The 15927-nt window shown below is 74.7% G+C and carries 16 protein-coding genes; 9 read left to right on the top strand and 7 right to left on the bottom strand.

Features of this window, described 5'->3' with window-relative positions:
• Positions 1 to 43 precede the first annotated feature (43 nt).
• A complete protein-coding gene (locus ACI791_RS14880; RefSeq protein ID WP_456586739.1) occupies positions 44 to 1171 on the top strand; it encodes an NDMA-dependent alcohol dehydrogenase in 1128 nt (375 codons plus the stop codon).
• A 94-nt stretch (positions 1172 to 1265) separates the two neighbouring features.
• Here the strand turns inward: ACI791_RS14880 and ACI791_RS14875 are convergent, their stop codons facing one another.
• Genes ACI791_RS14875 through ACI791_RS14860 form a run of 4 tightly spaced genes read right to left on the bottom strand, consistent with a single transcriptional unit; the run spans position 1266 to position 6305 of the window.
• Positions 1266 to 3155, bottom strand: a complete 1890-nt coding sequence (locus ACI791_RS14875; RefSeq protein ID WP_456586738.1) for an AAA family ATPase — start codon at positions 3153 to 3155, stop codon at positions 1266 to 1268.
• A gap of 43 nt (positions 3156 to 3198) precedes the next feature.
• Positions 3199 to 4320 carry an XdhC family protein gene (locus tag ACI791_RS14870; protein WP_456586737.1) on the bottom strand — a complete coding sequence of 374 codons (1122 nt, stop codon included), beginning with the start codon at positions 4318 to 4320 and terminating at the stop codon, positions 3199 to 3201.
• Positions 4313 to 5425, bottom strand: coding sequence for a vWA domain-containing protein (locus tag ACI791_RS14865; protein ID WP_347058519.1), 1113 nt, complete (start codon positions 5423 to 5425; stop codon positions 4313 to 4315). The genes ACI791_RS14870 and ACI791_RS14865 overlap by 8 nt, the downstream gene beginning before the upstream one ends.
• Positions 5418 to 6305: an AAA family ATPase gene (locus ACI791_RS14860; protein WP_347058521.1), complete on the bottom strand. Its 888-nt coding sequence runs from the start codon at positions 6303 to 6305 to the stop codon at positions 5418 to 5420. Before ACI791_RS14860 ends, ACI791_RS14865 begins: the two co-directional genes overlap by 8 nt.
• Before the next feature lie 73 nt (positions 6306 to 6378).
• On the opposite strand from ACI791_RS14860, the gene ACI791_RS14855 reads away from it, so the two are divergent.
• Positions 6379 to 7689, top strand: a complete 1311-nt coding sequence (locus ACI791_RS14855) for a M18 family aminopeptidase (RefSeq protein WP_456586736.1) — start codon at positions 6379 to 6381, stop codon at positions 7687 to 7689.
• Between the two features lie 210 nt (positions 7690 to 7899).
• Here ACI791_RS14855 and ACI791_RS14850 read toward each other — a convergent pair whose 3' ends face one another.
• Entirely contained in the window at positions 7900 to 8697 is a 798-nt protein-coding gene (locus ACI791_RS14850) for a PRC and DUF2382 domain-containing protein (protein ID WP_347058525.1), read from the bottom strand.
• Positions 8698 to 9056: 359 nt separating this feature from the next.
• Here ACI791_RS14850 and ACI791_RS14845 point away from each other — a divergent pair, with 359 nt between their 5' ends.
• From ACI791_RS14845 to ACI791_RS14835, 3 genes are all read left to right on the top strand, one after another.
• Complete coding sequence (locus tag ACI791_RS14845; protein WP_456586735.1) at positions 9057 to 9869, top strand: DUF3097 domain-containing protein; 813 nt, start codon at positions 9057 to 9059, stop codon at positions 9867 to 9869.
• A 254-nt stretch (positions 9870 to 10123) separates the two neighbouring features.
• Positions 10124 to 10996: a hypothetical protein gene (locus ACI791_RS14840; RefSeq protein WP_456568950.1), complete on the top strand. Its 873-nt coding sequence runs from the start codon at positions 10124 to 10126 to the stop codon at positions 10994 to 10996.
• The gene (locus tag ACI791_RS14835) at positions 10993 to 11376 is read left to right on the top strand and encodes a GntR family transcriptional regulator (RefSeq protein WP_456586734.1); all 384 of its coding nucleotides are present in this window, start codon (positions 10993 to 10995) and stop codon (positions 11374 to 11376) included. The genes ACI791_RS14840 and ACI791_RS14835 overlap by 4 nt, the downstream gene beginning before the upstream one ends.
• Positions 11377 to 11468: 92 nt before the next feature.
• Here ACI791_RS14835 and ACI791_RS14830 read toward each other — a convergent pair whose 3' ends face one another.
• Together ACI791_RS14830 and ACI791_RS14825 are read right to left on the bottom strand one after the other, a co-directional pair.
• Positions 11469 to 12305: an aldo/keto reductase gene (locus ACI791_RS14830; RefSeq protein ID WP_456586733.1), complete on the bottom strand. Its 837-nt coding sequence runs from the start codon at positions 12303 to 12305 to the stop codon at positions 11469 to 11471.
• Between the two features lie 61 nt (positions 12306 to 12366).
• Positions 12367 to 13614 carry an MFS transporter gene (locus ACI791_RS14825; protein ID WP_456586732.1) on the bottom strand — a complete coding sequence of 416 codons (1248 nt, stop codon included), beginning with the start codon at positions 13612 to 13614 and terminating at the stop codon, positions 12367 to 12369.
• A 147-nt stretch (positions 13615 to 13761) separates the two neighbouring features.
• Between ACI791_RS14825 and moaA the strand changes: the two genes are divergently transcribed.
• From moaA to ACI791_RS14805, 4 genes are all read left to right on the top strand, one after another.
• Positions 13762 to 14817 carry a GTP 3',8-cyclase MoaA gene (gene moaA, locus ACI791_RS14820; protein ID WP_456586731.1) on the top strand — a complete coding sequence of 352 codons (1056 nt, stop codon included), beginning with the start codon at positions 13762 to 13764 and terminating at the stop codon, positions 14815 to 14817.
• 2 nt (positions 14818 to 14819) lie between these two features.
• Complete coding sequence (locus ACI791_RS14815; protein WP_347058537.1) at positions 14820 to 15068, top strand: MoaD/ThiS family protein; 249 nt, start codon at positions 14820 to 14822, stop codon at positions 15066 to 15068.
• A 101-nt stretch (positions 15069 to 15169) separates the two neighbouring features.
• Entirely contained in the window at positions 15170 to 15364 is a 195-nt protein-coding gene (locus ACI791_RS14810) for a hypothetical protein (RefSeq protein WP_347058539.1), read from the top strand.
• Between the two features lie 49 nt (positions 15365 to 15413).
• Positions 15414 to 15923, top strand: a complete 510-nt coding sequence (locus ACI791_RS14805) for a histidine kinase (protein ID WP_347058541.1) — start codon at positions 15414 to 15416, stop codon at positions 15921 to 15923.
• Positions 15924 to 15927: the final 4 nt, after the last annotated feature.

Raw genomic sequence — 15927 nt, 5'->3', positions numbered from 1 at the left:
GGCACCGCGACGACGCGGCGACGACGACGGAAGGAACACCTGGGTGAAGACCAAGGGCGCGATCCTGTGGGGCGTGGGCGAGCAGTGGTCGGTCGAGGAGATCGACCTCGGTGATCCCCGGGAGGGAGAGGTACAGGTCCAGCTGGCGGCCTCCGGCCTCTGCCACAGCGACGAGCACCTGGTGACCGGTGGTACCCCGGTGGCGTCCTACCCGGTGATCGGTGGTCACGAGGGCAGCGGTGTCGTCACCAAGGTGGGCCCGGGGGTGACCGGGCTCAAGGAGGGCGACCACGTGGTCACCGCCTTCATCCCCGCATGCGGGCAGTGCCTGCCGTGCTCGAAGGGGATGCAGAACCTCTGCGACCTCGGCGCGAACCTGCTGGCGGGCACGTCGATCTCCGACGGCAGCTACCGCATCCAGGCCCGCGGCAAGGACGTCATCCCGATGTGCCTGCTCGGCACCTTCTCCCCCTACATCACGGTGCACCAGGCCTCGGTGGTGCGGATCGAGCCGGACATCCCGCTCGAGGTCGCCGCCCTGGTCGGCTGCGGGGTCACCACCGGTTGGGGCTCGGCGACCAAGGTGGGTGACGTCCGGCCGGGTGACGACGTGGTGGTGATGGGCGCCGGCGGCGTCGGCATGAACTCCGTGCAGGGCGCGGCCGCGGCGGGTGCCAAGCGGGTCATGGTGATCGACCCGGTCGCGCAGAAGCGGGAGTGGGCCATGGACATGGGCGCGACCCACACCTACGCGAGCGTCGAGGAGGCCGTCGACCCGATCAACGAGCTCACCTGGGGCCGCATGGCCGACAAGACGATCATCACCGTCGGCTCCATCGAGGGCGAGCACGTCCAGCAGGCCCTGAGCCTGACCGGCAAGGGCGGGCGGGTCGTCGTCACGGCCATGGGCGACGCCCAGAACATCGACGTCAAGCTCAGCCTCTTCGAGCTCAGCCTGCTGCAGAAGGACCTGCAGGGCGCGGTCTTCGGCGGGTTCAGCCCGCGCGTGGCCATCCCGGAGCTGCTCTCGCTCTACCAGGAGGGCCAGCTCAAGCTCGACGGCCTGGTGACGACCAAGTACTCCCTGGAGGAGGTCAACCAGGGCTACCAGGACATGCGCGACGGCAAGAACATCCGCGGGATGATCGTCTACACCGACGCCGACCGCTGACCCTGCCGGGCGGGTAGGTCTTTCCCGCGACAGTCGGTCTCTGCTCACTCGCGTGAGCAGAGACCGACTGCGGCGGGGGAACTCGTGCCCCTCGTCAGGCGAGCAGGCGGGTCAGCGCCGGCCCGAGGTCGGTGAGCGACCGGACCGGTGCGACCGAGCCGCCGCCGCGCGCGGCCAGCGCCCGCGAGGCGGTCAGCGCCTCGTCCTCGGGGCCGCCGTCGGGCAATGGGCAGAGCACGTCGAGCCGGTCGATGCCGGCCAGCGCCGACTCGGCGGCGTCGCCGGCCGTGGCCAGGCAGTCCGACAGCAGGACGACGACCCGCTCGTCGGCGTGCGCGGCCGTCCGCAACTGCGCCGCAGCCTCCCGCAGCGCCGCGGCGATGTCGGTGGTCCCGTGGCCGCGCAGCCCCACCAGGGCCAGCACGAGGTCCTCGGCGGACCGGTGCCGGCCGTGCTGCTGCAGCACCTCCACCCGGTCGGCGAAGGCCAGCACGCTGGTCTCCAGCCGCTCACCCGCGGCCAGCACGACCCCGGCGGCGGCGACCGCGGCGATGGCCACCCCCAGCCCGCTCATCGAGCCCGACCGGTCGACCACCAGGCACACCGCACGGCGGGAGCCGGTCCACCGCCGGGTCACCACGTCCTCGGGGTCGGGCGGCCACGGTCCGCTCCAGCGGTCGAGGGTGCGGTCGAGGTCCAGGTCGCCGTCCCCACCCCGGATCGGCGCCAGGCGCCGGGTCCCCCGGGCGCGGGCGCTGCCCACCCGGCCGACCTGCACGAAGACGCGCGCCGCCAGACGGCGGGCGGCCGAGCGGAGCTCCCGGTCTGTCGCGAGGGCCAGGTCGGCGAGCAGCGCGGCCGCCGCGTCCGGATCGCCACCCATCACCGCGGCGAACGCGTCCTCGTCGAGCTCCCCCACCTCCGGGCTGACCTCGTCGAACGACGCGTGCCGCAGCTCCAGTTCCCGCCGCGAGGTCTGCCGTGGGCCGCGCCGGTCGGACCGCTCCCGCCGGGGGCTCCCTGCATCCGGGCCTGCCGCCTCAGGCGGCAGGCCTCCCGCTTTTCCCGGGCCGTCCCCGGCGGGGGCCGGGGGCGCACCGGGCGACCCGTCGGAGGGCGGCCCGGCGTCGACCGGCCAGACCCGCTCGAGGATCTCGTCGAGGACGCTCTCCGGCGTCCGCTCCACCCCCTCGGTGACCTTGATCCGACCGGACAGCGCCGCGTGCAGCGCGTCCCGCGCCGCCTCCCGCGCACCGTCGTCGTCCAGGCCGCCGATGCCGCGCAGGGCCAGCAGGCCGTCGAGGAGCAGCACGAGGTCGATGGCGCCGCGAACCGACGACCCGGTGCGCAGGTCGCGGTGGTCGCGGGTGGCCCGCACCAGCCGCACCGCCAGGGCGACCGGCCTCGGCTCCGCCGCGGTCACGGCCGCGACGATCGCCTGCTCGGCCGGCTCGTCCTGGTAGCCCAGGACCACCCGGCACATCCGGTCGGCGATCGCCTGCCCGACGCGCGCGGTGCCGATCGCGTCGAACGGGTTCATCGCCGCGATGAGCCGGAAGCCGGCGGCCGCCCGCACGGTGCCCAGCCGCGGAACGGCGATCTCCCCCTCGGTCAGGACGGTGATGAGGACGTTGAGGGTCTCCTCCGGGATGCGGTTGAGCTCCTCGAGGTAGAGCAGGCCCGAGCCGCGCATGGCGGTGAGCAGCGGACCGTCGGTGAAGCTGTCCGGTACGTACCCGTCGGCCATGACCGCGGCCGGGTCGTAGGAGCCGACCAGCCGCGCCGGGGTAAGTTCCGCGTTCCCCTCGACGAAGACGACGTCCTGGCCGGCCTCACCGGCGATGGCGCGCAGCAGGGTGGACTTGCCCGTGCCCGGCGGCCCCTCGAGGACGACGTGCCGGTTCGTCTGCAGCGCGACGGTGAGCACCTCGCGCTCACGCCGCAGCCCGATGACCGGGCCGGGTACCGCGGAATCGACGCTCACCGGGCTCCTCTCGTGGGCGGGCGGTGCGGGAGGACGGCGTGCCTCACCGTTCGGCGGTGCGGTGGATCGGCCCGTCGACCTCGGCCAGCCGCTCCCCCGTGCCGCCCCACCGCCCGGCGATGATCTCGGCCGCGATCGACACCGCCGTCTCCTCCGGGGTGCGAGCGCCCAGGTCCAGCCCGATCGGCGAGGAGAGCCTGGCCAGCTCGTCGGCGGTGAGCCCCGCCTCCGACAGCCGGGCGAGCCGCTCGTCGTGCGTGCGCCGCGAGCCCATCGCACCCACGTAGGCGACCGGGGCACGCAGGGCCACCTCGAGCAGCGGGACGTCGAACTTGGGGTCGTGGGTGAGCACGCACAGCACGGTGCGCTCGTCGACGCGCCCCGCGTCGAGCTCGGCCTGCAGGTAGCGGTGCGGCCACTCGACGACGACCTCGTGCGCCTCCGGGAAGCGCTTGGCCGTGGCGAACACCGGGCGGGCGTCGCAGACGGTCACCCGGTAGCCGAGGAACGCCCCCACCCGGGCGACTGCGGCGGCGAAGTCGATCGCGCCGAACACGACCATCCGGGCCGGCGGCGCGAAGGAGTTGACGAACAGGGTCAGGTCGTCGCCGCGCCGCTCGCCGTCGTGGCCCACGTGCAGCAGGGCCGTCCGCCCGGCGGCCAGCATCCCGCGGGCGTCGGCGGCGACAGCGGCGTCCAGCCGCTCGGAGCCCAGCGTTCCGGAGGCGTGGTCCGGCCAGAGCACCAGACGGCGGCCCAGCCGGTCGTCCGGGCCGGCCACCACGGTGACGACGGCGACCGCCTCGTGCCGCCCCACCGACGCGGCGACCTCACCGAGCTCCGGGAACGACTCGCGCGAGACCGGCTCGACGAACACGTCGAGGATCCCGCCGCAGGTCAATCCCACGGCGAACGCGTCGTCGTCGCTGACGCCGTAGCGACGCAGCACCGGCCCACCGGTCTGGACGACGTCCTTCGCCTCCTCGTACACCGCGCCCTCGACGCAGCCGCCCGAGACGCTGCCGACCGCCGTCCCGTCCGGGCCGACCAGCATCGAGGCGCCGGCGGGTCGCGGCGCCGAGCGCCAGGTGCCCACCACCGTTCCCACGCCGACGGTCTCCCCCGCCTGCCACCAGCCCACCAGGTCATCGAGCACGTCACGCATCGGCGATCACTCCTGACAACTCCTCGAACGCGGCCATGCTGTGCCCGGCCACGAAGTGGTCCACCGACGGCAGCGCCGCCTGCATCCCGCCGGTGAGGGGTTCGTACCCGTCCCGGCCCTTGTGCGGGTTGACCCAGACGACGGCGTGCGCCAGCCGCCGCAGCCGGGCCATCTGCTCCCGCAGCAGCGCGGCGTCCCCACGCTCCCAGCCGTCGCTGCAGACGACGACCACCGCCCCGCGGGCGGTGCCCCGCTGGCCCCACCGGTCGAGGAAGGCCTTGAGCACCTCGCCGAGCCGGGTGCCGCCGGACCAGTCCGGGATCGCGTGCCCGCCCGCGGCCAGGGCCCGGTCGGGATCGCGCAGCCGCAGCTCGCGGGTGACCCGGGTCAACCGGGTCCCGATCGTGAACACCTCGGTCGACGCCGGCCGGGCCCGCACCGCGGCGTGCGCGAAGCGCAGCAGGGCATCCGCGTACGGGGCCATCGAACCCGAGACGTCGACCAGCAGCACGACCCGGCGGGGGCGCGGCCGTGCCCGGCGGTGCATCAGCCGGCTGATCTCGCCGCCGTCGCGCAGGGCCCGCCGCACCGTCCGGGCCGGGTGCACCCCGCCGTGGGCGGCGGGGCGCCGGCGCCGGGCCGGGCGCATGGGCGAGGCAGGCACGAGAAGCGCGAACAGCCGGCGCAGGTGCGCGCGCTCGGCGTCGGTCAGCCCGGCCACGTCGCGGTGTCGCAGCACCTCGTCGGCGCTCGCCCGCGCGGCCAGGTCGGGGGTGTCGGTGTCGTCGTCGCCCTCGCCGGCGCCCGCGTCCAGCGGCGCGCTCGCGGCCAGCCGGGGCGGCACCTGCGCACTCGGCGGAGCCGGCCGCGGCCGCCGACCGGAGAACCAGGCGAGGAAGGCGGCGTCGTAGCGGTCCAGGTCGTCGGGGCCCGAGCAGAGGGTGAGCCGGCCGGCCCAGTAGACGGCGGACGGCGCCAGGACGTCGAGGTGCCCCAGCGCGGCGAGCGTCGCCTCGACCCGGTCCGGCGAGGCGGCCACGCCGGCGTGCCGCAGCGTGCGGGCGAAGCCGAGCACCGTGTCGACGACGTCGCGCCTCTCAGCCACCGAAGAGGGCCTCCGGCGCGAGCGACTGCACCCGCTCGGTGTCCTCCCGGTACTTCAGCACCGCCCCGAGCGTGCGGGCCGCGAGATCCGGGTCGAGGTCGCGGGCGCCCAGGGTGTGCAGCGCCGTCGCCCAGTCCATGGCCTCGGCGACCCCGGGCGGCTTGAGCAGGTCGAGGGTGCGCAGGGTCGACGTCGCCCGGGCCACCTGCCGGGCCAGCTGCTCGGTCACCTGCGGCAGCCGGCGGCGCAGGATCGCCACCTCGCGGTCGAAGTCCGGATGCGCCAGCCAGTGGTAGAGGCAGCGGCGCTTGAGCGCGTCGTGCACCTCGCGGGTGCGATTGGAGGTGAGGACCACCAGCGGTGGCGTCTTCGCGCGCACCGTGCCGAGCTCCGGGATGGAGATGGTGAAGTCGGAGAGCACCTCGAGCAGGAAGGCCTCGAACTCGTCGTCGGCGCGGTCCACCTCGTCGACGAGCAGCACGCTCGGCGAGTCCTCCAGCGCCTGCAGCAGCGGCCGGGCCAGGAGGAACCGGCGGTCGTAGAGGGAGGCCTCGAGCCGCGCGGGGTCGTCCGCGGCGTGCGCGGCCTCGGCGGCCCGCAGGTGCAGCAGCTGCCGGCCGAAGTCCCAGTCGTAGAGCGCCTGGCTTGCCTCCAGACCCTCGTAGCACTGCAGCCGGTAGAGCGGCCGGCCGGTGATCTGCGCCAGCGCCTGGGCCAGTGCGGTCTTGCCGACGCCGGCCTCCCCCTCCAGGAACAGCGGGCGGTGCATGGCCAGCGCCAGGTAGGCGGCGGTGGCCAACCCGTCGTCGGGGAGGTAGCCGGTGCCCTCCAGGGCGGCGGACAGCTCGACAGGGCTCCCGGGGTCCGTGGGCTGGCTCACCCCGCGAGCATCCCACCTGCGCCCTTCTCCCCGCGCACCCGCCGCCGTCCCGGGCGTCGGGCACGATGGCGGAATGCCGACGCCGGATGCCGCCCCGACCGACGAGCTCGCCCACGGCGACGACCTGCGGGCGTTCGTCGACGCCTCGCCCTCCCCCGCGCACGCGGTCGCCGAGCTCGCCCGCCGGCTGCGCGCCGCCGGGTTCACCGAGCTCTCCGAGGCCGACTCCTGGGCACCGGCCCCGGGAGCGCAGCACTTCGTGGTCCGGCACGGCAGCCTGATCGCCTTCCGGACGGGCAGCGGCCCCCTGGCGGAGACCGGGATGCGACTGGTCGGCGCGCACACCGACTCGCCGACGTTCAAGGTGCGCCCGCGCAGCGACGTCCGGCAGTCGGGGTACCGGTTGGTGGGCGTCGAACCCTACGGCGGCGGCCTCTGGCACACCTGGCTGGACCGGGAGCTGACCGTGGCCGGGCGGCTGGTGCTGCGCTCCGGTTCCCCCACCCACCCGGCCACGGCCCTCGTCCGCCTGCCCGGCGCGCCGCTGCGGCTGCCGTCCCTCGCCATCCACCTCGACCGCAGCGTCCGGGAGGGGCTGACGCTCGACCCGCAGCAGCACCTCGTGCCGGTCTGGGACCGCGACCTGGGCACCGGCCCGGGGCTCACCGAGGCCCTCGCCGCCGAGGCCGGCGTCGCCCCCGGCGACGTCGTCGGCGCCGACCTGGTGCTGGCCGACACCCAGCCGTCGTCGCGGGCCGGCGCGGACGGCTCCTGGGTGGCCGCCCCCCGGCTGGACGACCTGGCCTGCTGCCACTCCGGTCTGCTCGCGCTGCTGGCGGCGCCCGTGGGGGCGCGCACCCAGGTGCTGGTCTGCAACGACCACGAGGAGGTGGGCAGCGGCTCGATGTCCGGTGCCCGCGGCAGCTTCCTGGAGGACGTCGTCCAGCGGCTGGCCGCGGCGACCGACCCGGCGGACCCGCAGGCGGTGCACCGCGCGCTGTCCCGCTCCGTGCTGGTGTCCGCGGACATGGCGCACGCCGTCCACCCGACCCGCGCCGAGCGGCACGAGCCGGCGCACCGGCCCGAGTTGGGCGGCGGGCCGGTGCTGAAGGTGAACGCCAACCAGGCCTACGCCACCGACGCCGCGTCCGGCGGCTGGTTCACCGAGCGGTGCGACGAGGCCGGCGTCCCGGTGCAGACCTTCGTCACCCGGGCCGACCTCCCGTGCGGCAGCACCATCGGGCCGCTGACGGCGACCCGGCTGGGCATCGCCACGGTGGACATCGGCGCCCCCATGCTGGCCATGCACTCCTGCCGCGAGCTGGCCTCCGCCCGCGACGTCCCGCTCATGGTGGCCGCCCTCACCGCCTGCCTCGGCAGCTGACGCCGGCCGTCGCCGGCGGGATCAGGCGCGGGCGACGATCGCGGTCGGGCCGAGCGAAGGGTCCAGCGCCCCGTGCTGCAGGGCCAGGGACTCGACCACCCGGCGGGCAAGGGCCGATCCCGCCCCGGGCACGACAACGGCGGCCGACCGGAGTCTGGTCTCGGTCGGCCGCCGTGGATCCGTGCCCGGCGCACGTGCGCCGGGAGGAGGTCACATACGACGGTTGTCGTCTGCGCCGTCGACCTCGACCTCTTCCTTGCGGAGGGTCTCGTTGACCTGGGTCTGCTCGCTGACGGTCTGCTTGTCCATGCGGATGCGCTCCACCGGGACCGCCTCCTTCTCCACGACCGGGCGCTCGCCGTGGAGCACCACCTCGTGCTCCTCCTCGCTGATCGCGGGCCCGTCCATCGCGTTGCCGACGTTGGCGTCGGTGATGGGCTCGCGCTCGAGGCGGACCTCCTCGTGGGTCACGGGAACGGTCTCGGTGACGTTCTCGCTGACCACGTACTTCCGCAGCCGGGCGCGGCCGGTCTCCTCGGAACGGGTGCCCACGCGGAGCTGCTCCTCGGACCGGGTCATGGCGTCGTCCGTGGTGGGACCGGAGGTGTCGTGGCCCACGGTGCCGGCGGTGTCGGTCCGGCCGGTGGTGCCGGCCATGCCCGTCGTCTCGGTCGTCCGGACGGTCTCCGTCGTGCCGGTGCCCAGGCCGTAGTACCGGTACAGCTCCTCCTCCTCCTGCGGGGAGAGGTGACCGTCGGTGTCGATCTTGGGCGCGTCCTTGACGCGGTCCTTGCTGACCGCTACGCGGACGCCGTCGTTCGTCAGGTCGGCGTCACGGATGGGGACGAAGGACTCCTTCGTCCCGAACAGTCCGGTGCGCACGGTGACCCACTCGGGCTGGCCGGTCTCGTCGTCGAGGTAGACCTCGGAGGCCGACCCGATCTTCTGGCCCTCGGTGTCGTAGACGTCCTGGCCGATCACACGGCTGATGGCCTCGGTGCCGATCATCTCGTTGTCGCTCCTATCTGAGCTCGGGATGTACGCGTCGCAGAGATGGGTGACCGGGATGATCGCCGCGAAACGAGACGATCGAGATCGTGTGCGCACCACGCGGCCCCCGCGGCTCCGCCGGGCGACCCGCTCGAGCGCCGGCGCACGCCCGGCCGACCGCATCGGCGCAGGTCACGGCCGGGGTCCGCGGCCGGTCACCCGACCGGCCGTTGCGCGCGCCAACAGCGGAACCGGTCGTGACTCTGGGTCGTTCGGCGCTGCCCGGGCGTGTCGCCCCGAACCCGTCCGGCACATCCGGCGCGGCGCGGTCGGCGCGTCGCCCGCGACCGGGCGGTGACCGTGCTCAGCATGGGGAGGTGCCTCCCCGTTCGCCCTACGACAACCTCGTCCACCCGCGCACCGTCAAGAAGCCGACCCCCGAGGTCGAGGCCCTCAAGGACGTGGTCGTCGAGGACCCCAGCAGCGGGTTCGTCGGCGCCGTGGTGCGCTGCGAGAAGGACGTCGTCCACCTGGAGGACCGGTTCGGCAAGGTCCGCGGCTACCCCCTGGGGCCCGGCTTCTGGGTCGACGGCCGGCCGGTGGTGCTCGTGCGGCCGAAGCAGCACGCGCCGTCGGGCCCGCAGCGCAGCGCCTCGGGGTCGACCTACGTCGTCGGCGCCCGCGCCCGCGTCGCCCGCGAGGGGCGCATCTACGTCGAGGGCAAGCACGACGCGGAGCTCGTCGAGAAGGTGTGGGGCCACGACCTGCGGATCGAGGGCGTCGTCGTCGAGCCGCTGCACGGCGTCGACGACCTGCCCGGCATCGTGCGCGACTTCCGACCCTCGTCCGGACGGCGGCTCGGTGTGCTCGTCGACCACCTGGTGACCGGCTCGAAGGAGTCACGCATCGCAGCGCGGATCACCGGCGACCACGCGCTGGTGGTCGGCCACCCGTTCATCGACATCTGGCAGGCGGTCAAGCCCTCCGTCGTCGGCATCGAGGCCTGGCCGACCGTGCCGAAGGGCGAGGACTGGAAGACCGGCGTCTGCAAGCGGCTGGGGTGGGAGGACGACCCCGGCTACGTGTGGGCGCAGCGCATCCTCGCCCGCGTGAAGGTCTGGACCGACCTCGAGCCCACCCTGATCGGCCGCGTCGAGGAGCTCATCGACTTCGTCACCACCGATCGATGATCAGGTGACCTGATCGTTCCGGGTCCTGGCTCACTGTGGACGGTGAGCCAGGATCCCGGACGGTGAGCCAGGACCCCGGACGGTGAGCCAGGACCCCGGACGGTGAGCCAGGACGCCGCTCCCCTTCCCCCTGCAGGCGGGAGACAGCCGGCAAGCAGCACCAGCACGTCGGGACACCGCCCGGCCCCTTGACACTGGCCGACCACTCAACCAATGTCTCAATTCCTTGAGCCATTGATTGTGTGGAGGTCGACATGGCCGGCGTGCCGCTCCTGCTGCTCCTCGTCCTCGCCGCGGTCGTCGGTGCAGGGGCGGCGCGCCGGTCGCCACCCAGCCGGGAGCACGCCGTCGCCGCCGCCCGCCGGCACGCCACCCGGACCGCCGCCGCCGCGTACGTCCTCGGTGCAGCCGCGGCCCTGGTCGTCCTCGAGGCCGAGGTCGGCAACACCGCGCCGGGCGGGCTGGGCGTGACCATCCTGCTCACGCTCCTGACGTTCGGGGTCGTGCACGTCGTCGTCCTGGCACTCGGCGAGCTGACCTGGCCGCGGCCGGCCGGGGACGTGCGGCGGGCCCGGCTGGTGCGGCGGGGGCCGCTCCACGCCGCGCCGCGGTGGCTGGTGCGCACCGGCGCGTTCGCCGCCGGCCTCGCCGTGCTCACCATCGTGGGCGGAGCGCTCCTCGCCGCACCCGACGGGCGCAGCGTCAGCTACGCGGCCGACGCCTTCTCCTCCGCCTCCGCGAGCCCCTTCCCCGGGCTCTTCTACGGGCGGCCGGCCGCCGCCGGGCTGCTGGTGCTCGCGGTCGCCGCCGCGCTGGCCCTCCGGGTGGTCGCCCTGCGCCCGGCGGTGGCGACCGAGGACGAGCGGATCGAGGACGCCCTGCGCCGCGCCTCCGCGCACCGCGTGCTGCGCATCGCCGCCGGCGTCACCCTGCTCGTCGCCGGAGGACTCCTGTTCGTGGGCGGGACCGCGCTGCACGGCCTGCACACGGGCTCGGCCGGCCCATGGCACGACGGCGCCCCCGCGACGGCGACCCTGGCCGGCCTGGCGGGCATGCTCGGCGGCGCGGTCGTCGCGTGCTGGCGCGCACCCGGGGTCCCGGCCGACCGCGTGCCGGCCGCGGCATGACCCCGGAACCACCGGCGCTCACCGTCGACGTCGGCAGCCCGACGCCGCCGTACGAGCAGATCCGCGGCCAGATCGCCGCGGCCGTGCACGGTGGCCTACTCCCCTCCGGCAGCCGGTTGCCGACGATGCGGGCGCTGGCCGCCGACCTGGGGGTGGCCGTCGGAACCGTGGCCAGGGCCTACGCGGAGCTGGAGGCGGCCGGGCTGGTGGCCAGCCGCCGGCGCACCGGCACCGTCGTCACCGGCGGCGTCCGGGTCCAGCAGGACCGGGTGCGCGTCGCCGCGGAGGCGCTGGCCCGGGCGGCGCGGGAGGACGGCGTGGACGACGCCACCGTGGTGGCCGTCGTCCGCGCCGCCCTCCTGCGCACCGCGACCAGCTGAGCCCCCTGATGATCAGGTGACCTGGTCATCAGGGGTCCTGGCTCACGGTCGACGCCGAGCCAGGACCCCATGAGGTGAGCCAGGACGTCGAGTCAGCTCGGGATCCAGTTGAACTGGTCCGGGTCCGGACCACCGCGCTCGCCGCGGTCGAGCGCGGTGATGGCGTTCATCTGCTGGGTGTCGAGCTCGAAGTCGAAGATCGCGAAGTTCTCCTCCACCCGGCTGCGGGTGACCGACTTCGGGAATACCACGTCCCCGCGCTGGATGTGCCAGCGCAGCGTCACCTGGGCCGGGGTCCGCCCCAGCTGCTCGGCGATCCGGCCGAGCACCGGGTCGCCGAGCACCTTCCCCTGGCCGATCGGCGCCCACGCCTCGGTGACGATCTCGTGGTCGGCGTCGAAGGCGCGCAGCTCGTCCTGAACGAGGTAGGGGTGGATCTCCACCTGGTTCACGGCCGGCCGGACCTCCGACGCGGCGAACAGGTTCCGCAGGTGGTGCGGCTGGAAGTTCGAGACACCGATCGCCTTCGCGCGGCCGCCGGCGTAGATCTCCTCGAGCGCCTTCCACCGGGCCACGTAGTCGCTGGCGGCGGGCAGCGGCCAGTGGATGAGGAACAGGTCCAGGTAGTCGAAACCCAGGTCCGACAGGCTCTGGTCGAACGAACGCAGGATGTCGTCGCGCTCCAGCCGGTTGTTGTTCAGCTTGCTGGTCACGAAGACCTCGGCCCGGTCGATCCCGGACTCGCGCACGGCCTGGCCGACCCCGGCCTCGTTGCCGTACATCTGCGCGGTGTCGATGTGCCGGTACCCGATCTCCAGCGCGGTGCGGGTCGCCTCGGCGGTCCGGTCCGGCGGGATCTGGTAGACGCCGAAGCCCAACTGCGGGATCTCGACGCCGTTGTTCAGGGCGATGGTGGGCACGGGAGCCACAGGCGTTCCTTCCGGTCGGGGAGGCCGCGCGATCCGTTGGGCGCGATCGGCCTGGTCCCGGCTACCCGCCGATCGGCCGCTCAACCCGGAGGTGGTCCACCCCACCGACCGCGGGTCCGGGCCGGACCGCCCGGGCGCCGACCACCGCGAGCAGCGCGGCCGCGGCGGCCGCGCCGGCGGGCACCGCGAACGCGGCCTCGGCGCCCCAGGCGTCCACCGCGGCACCGGCCAGCGCCGACCCGACGGTGACCCCGAGGGTGAGCCCGGAGATGGTCCAGGCCAGCGACTCGGTGAGGACGCCCGGGACGGCCCGGGACTCCACCAGGGACGTCCCCGAGACCAGGACCGGCGCGATGGTCAGGCCGGCGAGGAACCCGCAGCCCACCAGCACGGGCAGGGACCCGACGCCCCACAGCAGCTGGGCGGCCAGCCCGAAGGCGACCGCCGTCCCGACGAACCGGGCGGCCAGCGTGCCGGGCAGGGGGGCCAGGCCGTAGACCAGCCCGGCCAGCAGGCTGCCCACGGCGAAGACGGCCAGCACCGCCCCGGACAGCGCGGGCGCCCCCTCGGACTCGGCGAAGGCGACGACCACGACGTCGAGGCCGCCGAAGACCGTGCCCACCGCCAGGTACGTGACGACGACGACCAGCAGCGTCGGCGTCAGCACGGCCCACCAGCGGACCCGCGAGCCGCCGACAGGGTGCGCCGGAGGATCGGTGTCCCGCAGGAACGCCAGCCAGAGCCCGCCGATCCCGCCCAGGACCACGCCGGTGAGGAAGCCGACGGACGGGGCGATCAGCGTGGCGAGCAGCGTCACCAGCGGCGGGCCGACGACGAAGACGAGCTCGTCGGCGACCGCCTCGAAGGCGTACGCCGTCTGCCGGCCGGCGGAGTCGAGCACCGCCGACCACCGCGCCCGCACCAGCGAGCCGATGTTCGGGCTGCTGGCCCCGGCCGCCGCGGCCAGCACGAACCAGCTCCAGCGCGGCCCGCCGGCGACCACGGTGGCGACGAAGCCGGCGCCGGTCAGCAGGAAGGCTGCCATGGCCCACCGCAGCACCGCGCTCTGCCCGCGCCGGTCCATCGCGCGGGCCCACTGCGGTCCGGCGACGCCGTAGCTGAGCGCCAGGCTGCCGGAGACCGCCCCGGCCAACCCGTAGCTGCCGGTCTCCTGCTCCACCAGGAGCACCGCGCCGAGGCCCAGCATGGGCGCCGGGAGGCGCCCCACCCAGCCGGCGAGGGAGAACGACAGCGCCCCCGGTACGGCGAACAGACGGCGGTAGGGACTGAAGAGGGTGCGGGCCGACACGGTTCTCTCGCGCTTCCTGGCCACAGGCGAGTGCGGGACGTCCTCCGCCGGTCTCTCGGGTGGCGGTGCGACGGTAGCAACGCCGGCCGGTGCGGTCGCCGTGTCATCCGACCCGCATCCGTCGGCGGTCGCGGCTACATTCGGCCCATGACCAGCGCCTCACTCCCCGACCCCACGGTGCGGCCCACCGTGGACCCGGGGCCCGCGGGCTCCGGCGGCCTGGTCGACCGGTACGGCCGCACCGCCACCGATCTCCGGGTCTCGCTCACCGACCGCTGCAACCTCCGCTGCACGTACTGCATGCCCCCCGAGGGGCTGGACTGGCTGCCCAAGGTCGAGGTGCTCACCGACGAGGAGATCATCCGGCTGGTGCGCATCGGCGTCGAGCAGCTGGGCATCCGCGAGGTCCGCTTCACCGGCGGCGAGCCGCTGCTGCGACCCGGCCTCGTGGGCATCGTCGACGCGGTGACGGCCCTGCGCCCCCGTCCGGAGGTCAGTCTCACCACCAACGCCATCGGCCTGGCCCGGGTGGCGCCGGCGCTGGCTGCGTCGGGGCTGGACCGGATCAACGTCAGTCTGGACACCGTCGACCGCGACCGCTTCAAGCAGCTCACCCACCGGGACCGGCTCGACGACGTCCTCGCCGGCCTGGCCGCCGCGCAGGCGGCGGGCCTCACCCCGGTGAAGGTCAACGCCGTGCTCATGCGCGGGCTGAACGAGGCCGATGCCCTCCCGCTGCTCGACTACTGCCTCGAGCGCGGCTACCAGCTCCGGTTCATCGAGCAGATGCCGCTGGACGCTCACCACGCCTGGACCCGCGGCGAGATGGTCACCGCCGAGGACATCCTCGCGCAGCTCTCGGCCGCCCACACGCTCACGCCGGACACCGAGGAGCGCGGGTCCGCGCCGGCCGAGCGGTGGCTGGTCGACGGCGGCCCGGCGACGGTCGGCGTGATCGCCTCGGTGACCCGCTCGTTCTGCGGCTCCTGCGACCGCACCCGGCTCACCGCCGACGGGCAGATCCGCAACTGCCTGTTCGCCCGGGAGGAGTCCGACCTGCGGACGGCGCTGCGCTCCGGCGCCACCGACGTCGAGCTCGCCGACCGCTGGCGCATCGCGACGCTCGGCAAGCTGCCCGGCCACGGCATCGACGACCCGTCGTTCCTCCAGCCGGTCCGTCCGATGTCCGCGATCGGCGGCTGACCGTGAGCGGATCGGTGACGGTGCGCTACTTCGCCGGGGCCCGGGCGGCCGCCGGCGTGGCGACCGAGGCGCGCGAGGCGGGCACGCTCGACGAGCTCGTCGGCCAGATCGTCTCCGACCACGGCGAGCGGCTGGAGCGGGTGCTCACCGCCTGCTCATTCCTGGTCGACGGCGCCCAGGCCCGCGACCGGGCGGCCGCCCTGTCGCCAGGGTCGGTGGTGGACGTGCTCCCGCCCTTCGCCGGAGGCTGACAGGTCCGGGAGCATCGCGGCGAGGAACGAGCGAGGAGCGGACCGGGCCGTGGAAGCCGACCAGTGCACCGGAGGCTGACAGGTCCGGGAGGATGGGAGCCATGGGCATCTTTGACAAGGCGAAGGCCAAGGCCGAGGAGCTGTACGGCCGGGCCGAGGAGCTGTACGGCGAGTCGCACGGCGACGCCGCCGCGAAGATCGACGGCGAGGCGCACCGGCTCGAGGCCGAGGCCGAGGAGGCCGAGCTCGAGCGCGACGGAAAGCGGGACGACGACGGGCTCGCCGGCGCCCGCTGAGCACCGCCACGGCGGTTGACCGCCGCCCTGCCCGGGAATAACGGACGGCATGGTTCCGGCGGGGATCGTGGACGTCGCGCCGTGGCCGGACTGGTGTTCGGCCGCGGAGGGCGCGCTCGCGTTCCTGGCCGACCACGTGGGCTGGGACGTCTGGCTGGTCACCCAGGTGGTCGACGACCGCCAGGTCGTGCTCCTGGCCCATCCCGACCGGGCTGTGCGCCCCGGCATGGTGCTGCCGTGGGAGCAGAGCTTCTGCCGCCAGATGATCGAGAGCGGCGCCCCCCGGCTGGCCACGGTGACGGCCGCCGTTCCGCAGTACGCCTCGCGCACGACAGGGCCCCTGCGGGACATCGCCGCCTACGTCGGCATACCGCTGGTCACCCGGGACCTGCAGCTGTTCGGCACGCTGTGCGGCGTCGCCTACCGGGCCAAGCCGCGCAGCGCCGCCCGCGAGCTCGCCGTCGTGGAGACCACCGCCCGCATGCTGAGCACGCTGATGGCCGCGGGGTGGGATCCGCCCGGGCTGCCGGGCGAACCCGGCGAGGAGATGGTGTGCTGACCGG

It is taken from the genome of Blastococcus sp. SYSU DS0973, assembly GCF_054051055.1.
Note: the sequence above shows the minus strand (reverse complement) of the source record. Positions and strands in the feature narration are given on the sequence as shown.